This is a genomic window from Rhodopirellula halodulae, from assembly GCF_020966775.1.
Lineage (GTDB): Bacteria > Planctomycetota > Planctomycetia > Pirellulales > Pirellulaceae > Rhodopirellula > Rhodopirellula halodulae.
Genome location: NZ_JAJKFV010000029.1, coordinates 1312215 through 1330681, shown reverse-complemented (window position 1 = coordinate 1330681; position 18467 = coordinate 1312215). Strand labels below are relative to the sequence as shown.

Annotated in this window: 14 protein-coding genes; 5 read left to right on the top strand and 9 right to left on the bottom strand. The window is 56.7% G+C overall.

All coding sequences use genetic code 11. The features are described 5' to 3' along the window. Positions 1-10: 10 nt before the first annotated feature. The 5 genes from cysK to LOC70_RS17780 all read right to left on the bottom strand — a co-directional run bounded on the left by cysK (position 11) and on the right by LOC70_RS17780 (position 6261). Entirely contained in the window at positions 11-970 is a 960-nt protein-coding gene (gene cysK / locus LOC70_RS17800) for a cysteine synthase A (RefSeq protein ID WP_230255336.1), read from the bottom strand. Next, positions 952-1965, bottom strand: a complete 1014-nt coding sequence (locus LOC70_RS17795) for a 2-oxoacid:ferredoxin oxidoreductase subunit beta (RefSeq protein ID WP_230255335.1) — start codon at positions 1963-1965, stop codon at positions 952-954. The genes cysK and LOC70_RS17795 overlap by 19 nt, the downstream gene beginning before the upstream one ends. 58 nt (positions 1966-2023) lie before the next feature. Beyond that, on the bottom strand, positions 2024-3907 hold the full coding sequence (locus tag LOC70_RS17790) for a 2-oxoacid:acceptor oxidoreductase subunit alpha (protein ID WP_230255334.1): 1884 nt from the start codon (positions 3905-3907) through the stop codon (positions 2024-2026). Positions 3908-4123: 216 nt separating this feature from the next. Continuing rightward, positions 4124-5632: an ATP-binding protein gene (locus LOC70_RS17785; RefSeq protein ID WP_230256188.1), complete on the bottom strand. Its 1509-nt coding sequence runs from the start codon at positions 5630-5632 to the stop codon at positions 4124-4126. 95 nt (positions 5633-5727) lie between these two features. After that, positions 5728-6261, bottom strand: a complete 534-nt coding sequence (locus tag LOC70_RS17780; protein WP_390889083.1) for a hypothetical protein — start codon at positions 6259-6261, stop codon at positions 5728-5730. A gap of 330 nt (positions 6262-6591) precedes the next feature. On the opposite strand from LOC70_RS17780, the gene LOC70_RS17775 reads away from it, so the two are divergent. Then, entirely contained in the window at positions 6592-8277 is a 1686-nt protein-coding gene (locus LOC70_RS17775; protein ID WP_230255332.1) for an adenylate/guanylate cyclase domain-containing protein, read from the top strand. A gap of 42 nt (positions 8278-8319) precedes the next feature. After that, positions 8320-9393: a lysylphosphatidylglycerol synthase transmembrane domain-containing protein gene (locus tag LOC70_RS17770; protein ID WP_230255331.1), complete on the top strand. Its 1074-nt coding sequence runs from the start codon at positions 8320-8322 to the stop codon at positions 9391-9393. Here LOC70_RS17770 and LOC70_RS17765 read toward each other — a convergent pair. Then, positions 9367-9744, bottom strand: a complete 378-nt coding sequence (locus tag LOC70_RS17765) for a diacylglycerol kinase (RefSeq protein ID WP_230255330.1) — start codon at positions 9742-9744, stop codon at positions 9367-9369. The two genes, LOC70_RS17770 and LOC70_RS17765, sit on opposite strands and share 27 nt — an antisense overlap. Then, positions 9744-12962: an organic solvent tolerance protein OstA gene (locus LOC70_RS17760; protein WP_230255329.1), complete on the bottom strand. Its 3219-nt coding sequence runs from the start codon at positions 12960-12962 to the stop codon at positions 9744-9746. Before LOC70_RS17760 ends, LOC70_RS17765 begins: the two co-directional genes overlap by 1 nt. A gap of 337 nt (positions 12963-13299) precedes the next feature. Between LOC70_RS17760 and LOC70_RS17755 the strand changes: the two genes are divergently transcribed. Continuing rightward, entirely contained in the window at positions 13300-14799 is a 1500-nt protein-coding gene (locus LOC70_RS17755) for a sulfatase-like hydrolase/transferase (RefSeq protein ID WP_230255328.1), read from the top strand. A 75-nt stretch (positions 14800-14874) separates the two neighbouring features. Here LOC70_RS17755 and LOC70_RS17750 read toward each other — a convergent pair whose 3' ends face one another. Both LOC70_RS17750 and ruvB read right to left on the bottom strand, forming a co-directional pair. Next, entirely contained in the window at positions 14875-15429 is a 555-nt protein-coding gene (locus tag LOC70_RS17750) for a PH domain-containing protein (protein WP_230255327.1), read from the bottom strand. A 145-nt stretch (positions 15430-15574) separates the two neighbouring features. Next, positions 15575-16657 (bottom strand): Holliday junction branch migration DNA helicase RuvB, encoded by a 1083-nt coding sequence (gene ruvB / locus LOC70_RS17745; RefSeq protein WP_230255326.1) that lies wholly within the window; start codon positions 16655-16657, stop codon positions 15575-15577. Between the two features lie 125 nt (positions 16658-16782). Here ruvB and LOC70_RS17740 point away from each other — a divergent pair, with 125 nt between their 5' ends. Both LOC70_RS17740 and LOC70_RS17735 read left to right on the top strand, forming a co-directional pair. After that, positions 16783-17415, top strand: coding sequence for a sigma-70 family RNA polymerase sigma factor (locus tag LOC70_RS17740; RefSeq protein WP_230255325.1), 633 nt, complete (start codon positions 16783-16785; stop codon positions 17413-17415). Between the two features lie 6 nt (positions 17416-17421). After that, positions 17422-18264, top strand: a complete 843-nt coding sequence (locus LOC70_RS17735) for an SMC-Scp complex subunit ScpB (protein ID WP_230255324.1) — start codon at positions 17422-17424, stop codon at positions 18262-18264. The last annotated feature ends 203 nt before the right edge of the window (positions 18265-18467 follow it).

The following is an 18467-nucleotide window of genomic DNA, read 5'->3' as shown; positions in this document are numbered from 1 at the left end:
GGATGTGCCATTACAAGCCTAGGTCACCAAACAACGGCGTGCTGAGGTAACGTTCGCCGAGGCTGCACATAACGGTGACGATTCGTTTGCCTTTCATCTCAGGACGCGCGGCAATTTGAGCAGCGGCCCACATGTTTGCGCCACTGCTGATCCCGGCCACGATGCCTTCTTGTTTGGCAAGTTGACGCCCCCATTCGAAAGCGTCCTCGTCGTCGACCTGAACCACATCATCAATGATGGAGGTGTCCAAGTTGCCCGGAATGAAGCCTGCTCCAATTCCTTGAATGCGGTGCTTGCCAGGTGATCCGCCACTGATCACGGGCGAATGTTTTGGCTCCACAGCAAACGCCTTGAAGTCCGGGTTTTGTTTCTTCAAGAATCGAGCGGCCCCAGTGATCGTTCCGCCCGTGCCGACTCCCGCAACGATCGCATCGATCTTGCCGTCGGTGTCGGCCCAGATTTCGGGACCGGTCGTCGCTTCGTGGACGGCTGGGTTGGCCGGATTTTCAAACTGCTGAGGCATGAAGGCGTTTTCGGTTTGATCCACCAACTCTTGCGCCGTGGTGATCGCCCCTTTCATTCCGTCGCCTGCCGGAGTCAGGACCAAGTTCGCTCCCATCGCTCGCAACAACGCCCGACGTTCCACCGACATCGATTCGGGCATCGTCAGCGTCAGCTTGTAACCTTTGGCGGCACAAACGAACGCCAATGCGATCCCTGTGTTGCCGCTGGTGGGTTCGATGATGTGAGTTCCCTGATTGATGCGGCCGTCGCGTTCACCGGCTTCGATCATGGCCATCCCGATTCGATCTTTCACGCTGTTCAGCGGTTGAAAGAACTCGCATTTCGCGAAAACGGTGGCTTGATCCGATGGCACCAAACGATTGATTTGCACCATCGGGGTGTCACCAATCGCGCGGGTGATATTTTCGAACGTGGTTCCTCGTGACATCAGGCAGTTACCTCCCATGTATCGCCGCTACGGAACAACGCTGCGAGGTCGCCCTCACCACGTGCCGCTTTGGCTTGCGTGACTTGTTCGTTGATTTGGTCGTTGTAGGTCGGGATCCCTGACACGCTCCGCAAAACGCCGATCGGTTCCGGCATCTCTGGGTAACGCATGCGAGCCAACATCATCTGAATCGATGGGTTCGGATCGTGTGCGTCATGGATCAGCAAATCATCCGCGGGCACGTCTGCGGTGTTGACCACCTCGAGATGGCTTCCCACCAAACGAATGCCTTTGTCGTTATCGGCACCGAAGATCAACGGCTTGCCATGTTCCAGCTCGATCACGTTGTCCGCACGTTGCTTGCGTTCTTGCGCGTAAGCCATCGCACCGTCGTTGAACACGTTGCAGTTCTGGTACACCTCGACCAAAGATGTCCCTTTGTGTTCGGCGGCCGCCTTCAAAGTCTTGCCCAGGTGCTGAACATGAGCGTCGATGCTGCGAGCCACGAAAGTCGCCTCGGCAGCCAACGCGACCGACAACGGGCTCAGCGGGTGATCGATCGCACCCATGGGGGTGCTCTTGGTGATCTGACCTTCCGCACTGGTTGGGCTGTACTGACCTTTGGTCAAACCGTAGATGCGGTTGTTGAAAAGCACGATGTTGACGTCGAGGTTACGACGCAAACAGTGAATGAAGTGGTTGCCACCAATCGACAACGCATCGCCATCGCCGGTGATGACCCACACCATCAAATCAGGACGGGTCGATTTCAAACCCGTTGCAAATGTCGGTGCACGGCCGTGGATACTGTGCATGCCGTAGGTGTTCATGTAGTACGGGAAGCGGCTGCTGCAGCCGATGCCGCTAACAAACACGATCTTCTCACGAGGCACGCCGAGGTCGGGCAGCACCTTTTTCATTTGCGCGAGAATGGAATAGTCACCGCAGCCGGGGCACCAACGAACGTCTTGATCGGAGGCGAAGTCAGCGGCCTTGAGTACGGGAAGGTTCATGAGATTGCAGTTATGTAAAAGTTGATTGGGTAGAGGAACAACAACGCCGTGCGGGGACTCAGCCCGCTTTGCTTTGCTGTTGCGTCGAGGTGTGTTGGCTGATGGCTTCCACCAATTCAGACACCGCGAACGGTTTCCCTTGGATCTTGTTGATCCCAATGCAGTCCACGAGGTATTCGGCTCGCAACAACATGCGAAGCTGCCCCGCGTTCAATTCGGGCACCAAAACCGTCTTGAACGACTTCAGCAACTCACCGATGTTTCGCGGCAATGGGTTGATGTAACGAATGTGGGCGTGCGACACCGAATGACCGGCTTGACGGCATCGATTCACCGCCGTGTGGCACGCACCGTAGGTACCGCCCCAGGACACGACCAACACATCGCCGGAAGTCTCACCAAACACGTCCTGTTCAGGAATGCGTTCCGCAATCTTCGCAACTTTCGCGGCACGCGTATCACACATGTGTTGGTGGTTGGCCGGGTCGTACGAAACGTTGCCCGTGCCGTCTTCCTTTTCCAATCCACCCACGCGGTGCATCAAACCGGCCGTGCCTGGGATCGCCCACGGACGCGCCAAGTTCTCATTGCGTGCGTACGGCAAGAACGGTTCGTCACCTTCTTGCTCACCGGGATGGCTGCACTGGATCTTTGGCAACTCATCCATGTCCGGAATCTTCCAAGGCTCGCTGCCGTTGGCGATGTAACCATCGGACAACAACATGACCGGCACCATGCACTCGGTCGCAATTCGCCAAGCTTCCACCGCCATCTCAAAACAATCGCCAGGCGACCGCGGAGCGAGAATCGGCATGGGAGCCTCCCCGTTGCGGCCGAACATGCCCTGCAACAAGTCACTCTGTTCGGTCTTCGTCGGCAAACCGGTGCTGGGACCACCGCGTTGAACGTTGATCACAATCATCGGCAGTTCCAACATCACGCCCAGGCCCATCGCTTCGCCCTTCAGTGCAATGCCGGGTCCGCTGCTGGCGGTGACCGCCATGGTTCCGCCGAATGCCGCACCGATCGTGGCACCGATGGCCGCGATCTCATCCTCGGCCTGGAAAGTACGAACGCCAAAGTTCTTGAACTTGGTCAATTCATGCAAAATGTCCGAGGCCGGCGTGATGGGATACGTTCCGTAGAACATCTCTTTGCCGCTCAGCTTGGAAGCGGCGATCAACCCCCAAGCGATGGCTTGGTTTCCCATGATGTTGCGATAGGTACCGGGAGTCAGCTCGGCTGCTTCCACCTGATAACTTTCGCTGAACTCTTCGGTCGTTTCACCGTAGGCCCATCCCGCACGCAGCGCGGCCACGTTGGCGGCGGCGATGTCGGGCTTCTTTCCGAACTTGGCTTCGATGAAACGCAACGTCGGGTCGAGCGACCGGCCGAACAACCAATACACCAATCCCATGGCGAAAAAGTTCTTGCAGCGGTCGGCGATTTTCGTCGACAGGCCAAAATCGGACACGGCTTCCCGAGTCAGCTTGGTCATCGCCACTTTCACCAGACGATAATCCTGCTGGATCACGTCGGCTTCGAGAGGATTGCTCTCGACCTTGGCGAGCTTGTATTCCTTGTCGTTGAACCCGTCTTCGTTGGCGATCAAGATCCCGCCTTTGCGAAGATCCCCGATGTTGGTGACCATGGCCGCGGGATTCATCACCACCAACGCGTCCAGAGTGTCGCCGGGGGTGAAGATCTCTTCGCTCGCGAATTGAACCTGGAACCCGGAAACCCCCGCACGGGTGCCTCGTGGAGCACGAATTTCCGCCGGGAAATCGGGAAACGTCGCCACGTCATTCCCGGCCAGCGCCGACGTGTTGGTCAACTGAGTCCCCAGCAATTGCATCCCATCGCCCGAGTCACCACACAGGCGAACGGTGATGCCCGAAACGGATTCGATCTTCTTATTGGTGGTCGGTGTTGATGTGGTCATGGATGCAAAATCGCCCTTTCGGGACGCTCAAGCGTTTCGACCGATACTCCGCAATGGAAAACGCGGAGCCGATCGGGTCAAAAGAGGGGGAGTTTCCCTGCCGTTAACACATCGCGTCGGCGAAGGAACAGGCAAAGAGTGTGGGACTTTACGGATTGTATCGATCAATCCGGTTAGTAAATCGATTCGAATTCTAACTTTTTTCCCATTCCAGCGTCATACCCGATCCATCTCGCGGACGTAAACCGCCAGAGAAGTTTCGAAGGTCGACGCATCGATTTTGTACTTCGGTGCCCCATCGGTGAATTGATTGCAGTGTTCCACCAACACGCGGTACAGAAACCGGAACAAATGACGCGGCACCCGCAGCGATTCAAACGCCGAGAGCATCCGTTCGTACGACAAAGAATCGTCAAACAATTCCTTCGGATCAGGATGTTTGCCTTCCGCCGCACAGGCCAACATGCGTGACCGAGTCAGGTCGTACAGCGACTCACCCGTCCACGCGAACGCGGGGATGACGTTTTGCTTGTCCAAACGAGCCCGTTCGTGAAATTCCCGCGATTCGCGTTCGGTATCCCGATACAGCTCCTCGGGCAACATCAGTTTGAATCCCATGCCGGGATGCTTCAGCAATTTGTTGTCCAACAGCGGCCACACGAATCGCCGCATCAATTCCGGTTTGCCGCCGGTCATGTGCGGTTCGTCCACGCGGTCCATCAGGACAATCACGCCATCAAACCCGAGCCGACTCAGCAACGATTGGAATTTCCTCAGCAATTCATAGCGGTCGTCCGTTCGGTCGTACCGCGGCAACGGCTGACTGGCCAACTCCTTCGCGGGAAACTGCATCAAGACTTTTCGGACGGAAGATGTTTCCCGCTTGCCGACTCGCATGTGACGATGGATTCCCATCGCGGCAAAGTGATTGCGAGTCCATCGAATCAGGTACGGGAGCTTTCCGAAGAAACACAGCACGGGAATGAACCAAAGCAGATTCCAAGTCCGCACGCCTTCCTCATCGGCTGAGTTCCAGAACAGCCATCCGAAAATGAGCACGACCAGCACGCACCAAACGCTGGCAAACCAGAAATCCAGCGACGCTGTCCAATTGCCGTAGCTCAAACGCTTGCGGAGTTGTTCAAATCGCCCGGAAAATGTCGACGAAGTGGACTGATCGTATGATGCCGCCAACAGCAGCAAGTCGCGAGCGTCGTTGCGATCCAACCGCGACAACTTGGCCGTGTCGATGCGATTGCCGTTGTCTTTTTTCGGACGATGGGAATCGCTTTCCATCAACACCTGGTCGATCAGTTCGGTCACGCCCAAGCAAAGGATCGCATCCATGTGATCCCACAATCGCCACGCATCCAGAGCCTTTTCAGGTTTGCGTGCCGCTCGCCGTCCCAAACGTTCACAAAAGTGATCGAGAAACGGATTGAAGTCGTCGTAGCGGATGATGTAAACGCGGCCGTCGGGATTCTGCTCGTTGAAGTGCACCAAATGCCGGTCAATCTGCAGACGCATCGCGGTCTTTCCGCTGCCCTTGGGCCCGAAAATGATCGCTGTCGCGGGCTCGGTCGGATCGCCGTACACCTTGTCCCAAGCGGGATGGTAGGCGTTCTCGATGCAGTGTTGCTTGAATACCGGGTCGGTTTGCGCATCTTCTTCCGCAAAGGGATTGCGAGCGATGCCGTGGTGTTCCAGAAAACCTTGCGTGTTCAAAACAACAATGTCCGTGGGGTGTGCCCGAGGAATGGAATGGCGAGCTTCGCCTTCGGCGTCGTCACTCAACGACACCGAGACGAAGCATTTCAGCGTTATTTGCCAATCGTGGCAATCATCTCTTTGAAGGCATCTCGGTTCGCTTCGATCACCGATTGCGGACCGATCATTTTGACGAAGTATTTGCGGCCTTCGGGATGAACGATGATCGCTCCCAACATGCCATAGTCTTTTCGCTGAACCGTTCGGCCGCCGGAAAACGGACCGCCGCCCATTCGCTCGCTGAAGTCGCCGGAGACTTCGATCACGTGGGTCGACCAATCGCCCACCTTCTTTTCTTCGGCTTCACCGACCTTTTTGTCCGAACCGCTGAACTGCATCTTCCATCGGTCCAAGTTGGCCTGAATGTCGCCACCGGCCGCCATCATGGTCAACCGAGCTGCGGGTGCGTCTTCCGCCTCGCCTTCTTTCACTTCAAATTCATGTTCCAAGATCCGGCTCTTGGGCGTCGTCTTTTTGAATTCAGCGGGCACTTCCAACGTGCCGGCACCAAACACATCCACCACAACGGGCTTGTCGGCGACAGCTTCTTCCGCACCAGCAAAGTTGCCAGCCGAGAAACTCAGCATCGCGGCCAAACCGAAGACCAACGCGGGACGGCAAAGCAAAATCGACCGATTCAAAAGGGACATGGGGAACCTCGGAGCAAGATGTTTGGGGAAATTCAGATTCGGTGGTGAAGTTCGACGGCTCCACCATAGCAATTCACGCACCCAATTATGAGGGGCGAAAACAATTATAAAGGGCCAAACACCGGCGACTTCCGTTCACCACGAGAATCATCCCCGGACGCCACCAAGAACACATCCGACACACTTCTCCATCCGAACGGTCCGCCGACGAGCCTTTGTCACTCGCGGGTCATTTCGTTGGAGCATTTATCCTCCGAGCCACCTGGCATGACGCTGCCAAATTCATCCGACCGGCCCCCCGCGAGAGATTGGACCTGGCCCCAACGGCACTCGCTGTTGCTGGTCGGACTGTCGCCAATCGTCGCGAATTTGATCGGCAGTGTCTTCAACATTCTCTACAACCAAACTCAGATCCAACCGCTACTGTCCCCGGCGCAAATGGATCGTTTCCATGCCTGCTGGCAGGTCTTCAACCTCTTCGTGTATCCCGTGGCGATCGCCTGCTATGTCGTCCCGTTATGGCGACTGCGACCTCTTCACCGAGCCCTGCTGAATCAAATGCCGGTGGACGCCGACCGACTCGCCGCGGGTCGCCGACGCGTGCTCCATCTGCCGTGGTGGTTTCTGCTGGTCGCCGCGATCGGATGGTTGTCCTGCATCCCCGTCTTTCCGCTTGCAATTGCTTCCGCGGGGGAACCATTGTCCGGATTGGTCATCGGCCACTTGGTCACGTCATTCGTGATCGCATCGCTGATCGCAGTCACGCAGAGTTTCTTCGCGGTCGAGTTAGCCACCCAAGCCACTTTGTTTCCGGTGTTCTTCCAAGACGCCAACCCCGCCAGCACGCCGGGTGCTGTCCCTCTGAGCATCCGAATGCGCGGCATTTTGTGGGCATTCTCTGCGGTAGTCTGCCCGGTGGTTTCATTGGTGCTGCTGTTGATCGTTCCGGACGCAGCCAACCTTTCGCCGATGTTTGGCGTCACCGTGGGAGTCGTCGCGATCGCTTTTGGATTGATCACCAGTTGGATGCTTGGTCGTTGGGTCGCGTCTCCCGTCACCCAGTTGCAGCGGGCGGCTTCTTCGGTCGCGGGAGGCAACTTGGACGTGCGAGTCAACTTGCTTCGCAGCGATGACTTTGGGCTGCTGATCGAACGCTTCAATCGCATGGTCGAAGGTTTGCAGCATCGCGAAAAATTGCAGGAGACTTTTGGTCGACACGTGGGACGCGAGGCCGCTCGTCAAATCATGTCTCAAAGTGACGGTTCCAGTGGCCAAGAGCAAAACATCACGGTGATGTTTGTCGACGTTCGCAACTTCACCCGACAATCCTCCAACATGCCCGCGGCGCAGGTCGTGGATGCGTTGAATCTGTTTTTCGAATCCGCGGTGGAGATCGTCGAGCGGCACGGAGGAATGGTCAACAAGTTCTTAGGTGATGGCTTCATGGCCATCTTCGGCGTGGGCTCCCAAACTGAATTGCACGGGCCCCGCGCGGTCACTGCCGGTTGCGAATTGGCATGCGTCGTCGATTCGCTTCAAGACCGCATGCTGGACGCCGGCTGGAACGAGTTCGCCATCGGCATTGGAATCAACACGGGCATCGCCGTGGTCGGTTGCATTGGCTCTCCCAAACGCCAGGAGTACACCGCGATCGGCGACACGGTGAACATCGCCTCCCGAGTCGAATCGCTGACGAAGCCTCTGAACCGCGTCCTGCTGATCACCCAATCCACCCGCGACTCCTTGCCAGATTCATTCGAGGTCCAAACGTTGCCGGATCAAACGGTGAAAGGAAAAACCACGGCCGTCGCGGTATACGCCATCATACCGTCAACCACGACGAACGCTTCGAATTGCCAAACGCTCCCCAAACAAGTTCCAGACCGGCAACCGTCCTTGGTCCAACATTCTGATGACGCCACCGCGGGGACAAATGCGGATCGAGTGGACTGATTCGCCTACCCGAAAAGCAAGTGGCGAATTATTCTTGCCGCCATGCCTGACCATTTGAAACGCACCGTCATCACCCTGATCAAATTCGCGGTTCCCATCGCGATCATTGGGTATTTGCTGCAACGCATCGAACCACAACAGTGGGATGACTTGACCGCTCGATCGATCAACACACCCTTGCTGTTGGGTGCTTTGTGCGTCGCGATTTGTGCTCTGCTGGTCTCGTTTGTTCGTTGGTGGGTGCTGGTTCGGTGCCAAGGCATTCCGCTGAGCCTCCTGGAAGCCATGCGGCTCAGTTCGATCTGCTTTCTACTCAGCTTTGTCTCGGCGGGCAGCGTCGGCGGCGATCTCTTCAAAGCGATCTTCCTAGCCAAACGCTCACCCGGCAAACGCGTCGCGGCGGTGGCTTCGGTGGTGGTCGATCGTGGTTCGGGTCTTTATGGGTTACTCTTGCTCGTCTCCGGCGGCTTGCTGCTGCACCAGTCGCAAGATCCGTTCGAGTTCAACGGAATCACCATTGATGACATCAAGCTCATTACGGTTGGCTTGCTGTCAGTCGGATCGGCGATCCTGGCGGTGCTGGTCTTCGGCGGCAAATTCGTTGACACGATGATGCAACGCATTGAAAAGTGGCCCGTGGTTGGTCCGGTCTTCGAGCACGTTGGTCCGCCACTTCGAATGTTTCACCATCACCCGTGGGCTTTCGCGGCTTCGATTTTGATGAGCGTCGTCGTTCAGGGGTTGCTGGTGATCAGCATGTATCTGATCGCCGTGTCGATGTACGACTTGCCACCCACCTTGGCCGAACATTTCGTCATCGTGCCGATTGGGATGTTGATGTCTGCGTTGCCGTTGACACCCGCTGGAATCGGCGTGTTGGAAGCGACGATTGAAACGCTGTATCACATCATCCCCGCACGAACGACCGATGCATCGGGAACGCTGGTCGCACTGGCGTTTGAACTGGTCAAAGTCGTGATGGCAGTGATCGGAACCGTCTTCTACTGGACAGCCGGACGAGAGGTCCAAGAGAGCCTAGAAGAAGCCAATACGGCCGATTCAAACGCAGACGATCTAGACACTACGGATTCAGCCACCAAAGAGGCGATCGCATAGCGGTGGCATCAGAACGATGCATCCCACGGCTGCAGCAGCGAGACTCATCACCAAGACCGCTCCCGCGGCGATGTCCAACGCTTGACCAATTCGCGGATGTCGTTGTGGATGCACCACCGACACGATCAGCTCCAACGACGTGTTGAGCAACTCGGCGGTCAATACCATCCCAATCGCCAGCAACAGCGTCGCCCACTGCAGCGGGCCCAGACGCAACCATCCGGCCAAGCCGACAACACAACACGCGATCGGCAAGTGCACCCAAAAACTGTTCTGATCACCAACGGCGAACCAAATGCCTCGCCAAGCACACTGGAACTTAAAGAGCCACGTGCCAGGTTTGCTGGGCATCACTCCAACCCTTCCACACCAGGTGGCGGAATCAATTGGCCGCCCAGTCGTCCCAAACGCGTCGATGGCAAGAAGCGTGGTTCGATCATGAAACCAATGCTGGTGTTGTCACGTCCGGCGTCGACATTGGCCGCCAACTGAATCAAGAACGACTCGCCGACTCGCGTCAGCCCCAAAGTCTGCCCGACGTTCCCGGTTTCACCGAAATCGTAAACGTTCCCGGCCGAAACGATCCATTTGTGATTCAAACGGTAGTCCAAACTGGTCCGCAGCACGGTGCTGCTGATCGGCCCCTCCATCGACAGCACGCCAACATACAAATCTCCCAAACCAGGTCGACTGGTTCGGAAACCGGCACTGATGGAACGCAGACCGCCGTCAAAGAAGTCGATGTACCCGTCACTTAGCAGGGTGAACCGATCGCCGATGTTGTACTGAGCGTCATACATCGTCGGACCAAGCGTCTCGCCAAAATTGTCGCGGTCCTCTTTGGGAAACAGAATCGTTTCCATGTCAAACCGAAGCAAGTCGACGATGCGTTCGCGTCCCGGTAAACCACGTTTGGTTTGGAAACGATGCTTCATTCCTAAACGCAGTTGCTGCAGGTCGTCGACCACTGTGTCGCTAGGACTGGTGACCGACCGCTGGATTCCTTGACGGAATGCATAGTTCATCGGGTCGTACTGCGGTGGCAGAACGCCTCCGTAGTTTGTTCCGATGAAAACACGCCGGAACTCTTCTTGTGCGTTGTCATCCAGTGGATCGTAGTACGGCAACTCGTCCATGTTGGTATCGCTGTCCGCATAGAAATACTCGGCAGACCAATCGATCTTGTGAGCCAATCCCCGAATATTCAAAAGCGAACTTTGGATCGTTGGATCAACGCGTGACATTGGCAGGTTCAACCGAATTCCGCCGCCGCCCCACAATCGCGTGACGTCATCGCCATCCGCACCTTCGCCGTAGTGAGCAGCCTCGCCCGTCGCAAACGGAATGAACTTCAGCGGTCCCAAATCCAACGGCATCGAGACCTCTTGGCGGGTGCGAGTCACCACGCCTTCGCGATCCAGCTCACCGGGCAAAGTGAAAGTATTCGCGGCAATGACCGGATCGTTCGGTTTATCGGCGACTTGCAAATGCTTGTAGCCAACCTCGTTGTGCATGGACCACGTCAACAAGTCACCAAGGATGGAGCCGCCCAGTGCGTAATGCTCGATCGTTGGTAGCTCTTCCGTTTCCATGAAGAAGTCGTTGACCTGGAAATTAGCCGCGACATCCAGCATCTGCGAACCAGCGTACTTTCGGAAACGAAGCCCCGTGCGGTGATCGGCGTCCTGGTCCCATTCTGATTCGAAATACTGCTCCAAGAAATTGCGGTCGCTCAGGTAGCCGATTTCGGCAATGAACTCCCAATCTCCCGGCAGGTAGTGCCGATGGCGCAGCGTCGCTCGACCGCGATATTCTTCCTCCGGCACCAAGTCACGACGACCTTGCCCCAACACGTCCAACCCGGAATCTTTGATCAGATAGCTGTCGTAAGTTCCCGACACCGGTCCGCCAATGCCGAACAAGCTCGGCAGTGCGTAAGTCGTGCGAGTTCCCACGGCCGGCCCGCGATCGCTCAGATAGTCAGTGAGCAAGATCGTTTCGACACCCGATGGCGGATTGGAAAAGCCGAGCAACTGAAACAAATCCCATTCCAGCAACACTTGCGTTCCAAAGATGTCATCGTTGCGAACGTCAGCTCCGGTCAGATAGAACGTTGGCTTGCGAAGCGGTGTGGTGAATCGTGGCCACGCGAGAACCGGAACGCCGCCCAAGTAAACGAAGTTGCCTCCGCTGCTGACAATGGGCTCGCTGTCGGTGATCGGTTGTCCGGTGATGGGGTCGGGACGCACGATGGGTCGTTGGGTCAGCTCCAATTGGCTGCTTTGCAACCAGTACCGTGGCACGCCCAAACGGCTGCTGGTCACCGCCGCGTCGATGGCTTGGAAGTTCCCTCGACTGATTTGACGCATCACATCCGCTTTCAAGCGAACCGTTCCCTCGTACTGTGGGATCGATGCGATGGTTTCCGCGTCCAAGACCATCCCGACTTCGCGAGTGACGTTGTAGTACATCGCTTCGGCGTAAATGATTCGGTCGCCCTGCCGAAAAACAATGTCGCCCTCGAGATACAACTCACCTTCGCTGGACTGAAAATCCTGTGTGCCTTGAAAGACATCGCTCAGTCGAGGCAACCACGCCACGATGCGGTTGGCAGACAAAGACACCGTGCCCAGCGGAGTGATCTCGCCACCGGGAAGTCGAGCCGAAACATCACGAACCAGAACCGTCACGCCACCTCGCGCGATCACGACGGACTCATTCGTTCCCGGGCGATTGATGTATTGCAATTCAGCCGGCGTGTTGGCCCCGCGCGAGAACACCTCAATGCTTCGAGTGCCACCACCGACGATGAACGGGACGCCTCCCGTGGTCGCTCCCTCGGGGGTGATCACCGATGGCGGTGGAGTCTCCATGATCGGCGGTTGGAAACTTTGGATGGGTGGGGGTTCGCTGGAGACCACGGGCGGGTCCAAGACCAAACCGCCCGACGGCAAATTGGGCTGGCCCATCACCGGTTCCATGTACTGGACGGGCTCGAGGTATTGGACGGGCGCAATCTCACCGGACGTCGCGACGGAAGATCCATCCGCCTGTTTTTTTTCCGCCGGTTGATCGTTTGGAATTCCCATGCGAGCCCACCATCCATCGGGAATGGATGTCCGACCGCGATAAGTATCGGCTCGCAGAATCGGGACGGAGGACAGTTTCACTGTCTGCACGATGGGCTGTTCGGTGTGTTGACCAGGTCCGAGTTTCACACGATCCATCAACAGACGCGCGGTTAAATCACCCTGGGATCCTTCGAGAACAATGAAGATCGAATCCGCTTGGTAGCGGTTGTCTTGAAAGCTCAACTGCACATTGCCACGAAGCCAAGAGAATTCGCGATGGTCATCTTTCCAACGGTGCACCACATCGCCATGCAACTGCATGGTTTGCGATACATCAGTGACCTCGTAAACCGATCCTTCATTCACGGACGTTTGAGCGAAAACGCACGTGGAACATCCGATCATCCACAGCAATGCGACGAGGTGCAGGACTCTCAATCGGTCGCCAAAGCAACCACCCACGGTCAATGGGTTCAGCGCAGCACGAAACTCGGCCATCGGTGAACGTGTTTCACACGATGAACGAGCCGTGAATTCGTTGAATGAGAACCAGTCAGCCAAGCGGAAGTAAGCTCGAGCGGGAAAATCTGACAGGGAACGCAGTCCCGGACCAACGCAAATCCTTTTGCGCGATCCTGCTGCGACCCTACGAAAGCGTCACGATCACCCACAAGCCAAATTCCATCGTTTCAAAAGCAGCGACCTCTGCCAGAATTCAATGATCACTCACCATTTGGTCTAAAATGCCTGGCTTCGCAGCCCTCTCGATTCACGCTGGCTACCCAACTCCCCCTGGTCGCCCGAGTCTTTTCCCAGGCGGCTCAACCGGCCCACCATGCCCTCCTGCCCCGTTTTTGAAAAGCGTCCCGCCACCATGTTCCACCGTTTTAACTCTGCCATCCGTTCCGCGAACCATTCGCGAGTCGTCTTGGCGTCCTTGCCGATTCCACTGGCGATGTTGTCCATCCTCGCCGTCACAATTTTCGCGATTCCGGCATCTGCGGAACCGGTTCGGCCCAACGTGGTGATGCTGCTGGCGGACGATCTGGGATATCGCGATGTGGGTTGCTACGGCGGTCCGGTGCAAACGCCCACGATCGACTCCTTGGCAGCCGGTGGGACCCGATTTGAACAGTTTTATTCCGGTTGCGCCGTGTGCTCTCCATCGAGGGCAACATTGCTGACCGGACGCCATCACATCCGCACGGGAGTCTACAGCTGGATCCATGACGAGTCACAGAACTCTCACTTGCGTTTGCGAGAGACCACCTTGGCCGAAGTGCTCCAGGACGCTGGCTATGCCACAGCTCACATCGGAAAGTGGCACCTCGGACTGCCGACAAAGCAACGAGACAAACCCACGCCGGATCAACATGGTTTTGACTACTGGTTCGCCACCTGGAACAACGCGGAACCCAGCCATCGCAATCCCAACAACTTCATCCGCAACGGAACTCCCGTCGGGGAATTGCAAGGCTACTCCTGCCAACTGGTCGCCGACGAGGCCATCGGATGGATGAAACGACATCATGACAGCCAAGCCTCGCAGCTTTTCTTTCTGAACGTTTGGTTTCACGAACCCCACGCACCGATCGCGGCCCCCGACAACATCGTTCAAAAATACGGCAAGACACAAGACAAAGGTGCGGTCTACTCCGGCACCATCGACAACACCGATTCCGCGATTGCCCGTTTGCTGAAGCAGCTCGATGAGCTAAACGTCGCGGACAACACGTTGATCATCTACGCCTCGGACAACGGTAGTTATCGGAGCGACCGAGTCGGCAATTTGCGAGGCCGCAAAGGTGTGAACTGGGACGGCGGAATCCGAGTGCCCGGGATCTTCCACTGGCCCGGCCATATTCCCGCCGATGTCGTTTTGAACGAACCCGCCGGCCTGGTCGACGTGCTCCCGACCGTCTGCGGTTTACTCGGTCTCAAACGCCCCAACGTTCACTTGGACGGCAGCGATCTTTCACCATTGCTGACTCGAACTGAAACCGAATTCAATCGCCATCAACCTCTGTTCTGGCACCTGCAACGATCACGCCCCATCGTTGCCATGCGCGACGGAGATTATTCGTTGGTTGGTTTTCGTGACTACGAGTTATCCAACAACAACCTGTTCCAGGAAAAATGGATCCCAACCATCAAGTCTGGCGGCTACAAGAACTTCGAACTTTACAATTTGCGAGAGGATCCGGGCCAGACGAACAATCTCGCCGAGCAGCATCCCGACCGAGTGGCGAAGATGAGACAGCAACTGCTGGACATCAACGCCAGCATCATGAACGACGCGATGGATTGGCACGTCCATGGTCCAGAGGTGCCTTGACTCGAGAGTGAATCGAAGGCGCGAGTGAATCGAGGATTGTCAGCTTCGTCCGGTGGTAGAAAATGTCTCAAACGCTCACAACGTCTGCGAACGCTCTTCCATCCGGCGGAGTATGTCGCGGATTTCGACCAGTGTTTCATGCGAGTTGGCATCCAGACTCGGCGGCGTGGCAACAGGACTTTCCCCGCGGCGAGTTTCTGAACCCGAGACTAAATCTCGCTGTTTCAACACGGCGTCTCGGAAGGCTCGCCCCTCTCGAATGCCCGTCAATCGAACCAACGAACCGGGACCGGATTGCCCGGCAGTCTCCACGCTGACGGCTTCCAATTCCAACGCACGCATGATGGGGCCTTGAACCAACCCCAAATCCGTGATGCGATCCAGCGGAACGGTCTTTTCCTGCCGAACCAAAATGCCACGGCCAACCTTCAACGTGCGTTCGGTCAACGTGCAGCGATGACTGGCCAGATACTTGTCCGCGATCAGCCAAGCGATCGGAATGATCAACGGCAAAAACGGAATCAAAACGATCGTCAGAAAGCTGGTCAGCACGGCACTGATCAACCAATAAGTCTTCACCTTGGGATTGAATTCCGCTTCCCAGAGAATCTTCTCATCCGGATCGTTCATCGCGACTCAGCCATCAATGTTACCAACGTTTTCAAACATGCGGCCGAACGACTTGGATCGCCGACGTGCTGACCTTCCATTCGCGAATCACACCGCAATCTTGGCACCGCAGCTCAACTTTTCAGCAACCTTTTCATCACGGACCTCACAACGGTCGATCCGGCATTTCGCGATTCATGTGTTCGAATGCCTTGGGAGTCGCCAAACGCCCACGTCGCGTCCGCACCAGCAACTCGCTTCGCAACAGAAACGGCTCGACTTCGTCTTCCAAGGTGTCGGAACTGACGTTCATCGTGTGAGCGATTGCATCCAGTCCGGCCGGACCGCCTAAGAAAACGCGAATCAATGTGTCCAAATAATTGCGATCTTGTTTGTCCAATCCCAACGCATCGATCCCAATCATGTCCAACGCATCCGCACAAATTTTCGCGTCGACGTTCCCGTTGGCTTTGCTCTGGGCGTAGTCCCGCACCCAAAGCAGACGATTGTTTGCCAGACGCGGCGTGCTGCGACTTCGATCGGCAATCACGCCGGCTGAATCAGGATCAACCTCAATGTTCAACTTCTTCGAATTGCGTTGGACAATTTCGCCGAGTTCCTTGCGTGTGTACCAACCCAGGTGTTCGCGAATTTGGAATCGATCACGCAGCGGTGCCGTCAACATCCCGGCTCGCGTCGTCGCACCGATCAACGTGAAGGGTTCCAAACTGAGGTTCAACGTTCTGGCGTTGACGCCTTCGCCCAACACAATGTCAATTCGAAAATCTTCCATCGCCGTGTAGAGGTACTCCTCGATCGCACGAGGCACTCGGTGGATCTCGTCGATAAACAGCACCGAACCCTTCGACACATTGGTCAGATAGGGCAAGAGGTCGCGTGGTGCCTTGAGCCCCGCACCGTTGGCCATCTGAACCGTCGTGTTCATCTCCGTCGGAATCACGGTTGCGAAAGTCGTCTTCCCCAATCCCGGCGGCCCATCGAACAAGATATGCCCCAGGGGTTCACCGCGAACCTGAGCCGCGTCGATGGCAATCCGCAACCGTTCGATCACGTCTTGCTGCCCCACCATTTCAGCCATCCGTTGGGGCCGCAATTTGGCATCGGGATCAGATCCACCGCGTGGATCCTCGGCTCCGCCATCGGAAGTCATCTTGGGATCCTGGTCGTCCGGCGGATTCCCACCACCCGGATCAGGGTCAGATTGTTGGTAAATTGCTTCGCGAGCCATCAGGTGGTCAATCGAATAGAACAGACGCGGAAAACGATGCCAGATCGTCTCCAATCGATCCGGCGAGTTCTGTTACTGTAACGATCCGTCGTCAACCCGCGAAGCGACAAACCCCCGTCCAGAACATGACGTCCCCCGAATCTTCCTTTCCGCCGGACCCGCCCCACAACGAATCGGGCGGTGAATCCTCGCCCCATCCGCCCGCGACCGATCCGTCTCAAGCCGAAGAAATCGCTCGCTACGAACCGTACTTGCGGATGCTGGCCCGAATGCAAATGCGAGCGAGCTACAAAGCCAAGTTGGGGGCATCGGACATTGTTCAGCAAACCATGCTGCAGGCCGTCGCCGCGGTCGATCAATATCGCGGCAACACGGAAGCGGAATGGCGAGCTTGGCTGAGACAAATTTTGGTCCGGCAAATGTGCCATCTCGATCGCGATCTGCACCGCGACAAACGCGACATCCGACGTGAACAATCGATGGAGCAGCGTGTCGCGAAATCGTCGATGCGTTTGGAAGGTTTACTCGCCGGCGATGTGGGCACGCCCAGTCAACACGCGATGGCGGGCGAATCGTTGGTCTCGCTCGCGGAAGCCATTGAATCCTTGCCGGACGCTCAACGGGATGCCATTGCCATGCACTACCTCGAAGGACTCAAATTGTCTGAGGTTGCCGAACGGCTTGGCAAGACAACGGGTTCCGTCGCCGGGTTGCTGCACCGCGGAATGAAACAACTGCGTCAGAATTTTCATGAGTGAACGAAGATGAAAGAACCGGGCCCGTCTCCATCCGATTCGTCTGATGAACTCGATCCAGCCGATCTTTCTGACGAACTGGACGACGACGAAGAAGGCTTTTCGCTGGAACAACTCGGTGCCGCCTACGCCCGCGTTGCCGCGATGTCCGAAAGCGGCGATGACGCGCCGACCGATCTGGATCCAGCCGAATTATTGAAAGCCGATGCCAGCGAGCCATCGGAGACAACGGAGTCTGACTCTGATGCGGAAGAAGATCCCGACAGCGACGAAGCGTTGGCGGTCGCGGCACAAAATTCCGCCGAAACCGAAGCCGAGCACGCGGCCACCCCCGAAGCCATCGTGGAAGCCGCCTTGTTCGTTGGGCATCCTGAGAACCTTCCGCTGACACCACCTCGTTTGGCATCAATCATGCGTGGCTTCTCGCCCGAAGAAGTCGTCGAGATCATCGATCAGCTCAACGCGTCCTACCGCGCCGAGCGACAAGGCATTCGCATCGTCGAACAAGACGGCGGCTACCGCATGGTGTTGGCCCCCGAAGTAGAAAACGTTCGGGCCGCGTTCTCCGGAAAAATTCGCGAAACGCGATTGAACCAAGCCGCGGTCGAAGTTCTGTCACTGGTCGCTTACCAACCTGGAATCACCTCCGCCCGCGTCACCGACCTACGCGGTCGCGACAGTGGTTCGCTGCTCAACCAAATGGTTCGCCGCCGATTGGTCGAAGTCAAACGCGAACCCGATGAAGACACCAAAAAACTGGTCTCCCGTTTCTATCCCGCCGAACGCCTCCTCGTCCTACTCGGCCTCGAAACCATCGACGACCTACCCCACGTCGAAGAAGCCAATTTGTGAACTAAAAAACTATCCGGTTTTCCCTCGATAAAACAACCGTCTGCCATCGCCCATCCTGCCATCGTCCATCTATTCGCCGCTACTTCCAACTCGAACAGATCGAGCCTTTCGAAGAAACGCAAAGATGCAAGGGCGCTAAGACGCAGAGGGAGCGATCCTGAATTCGTCACATCCGTTCTTTCCTTCAAGTGCAGTGCAAACCT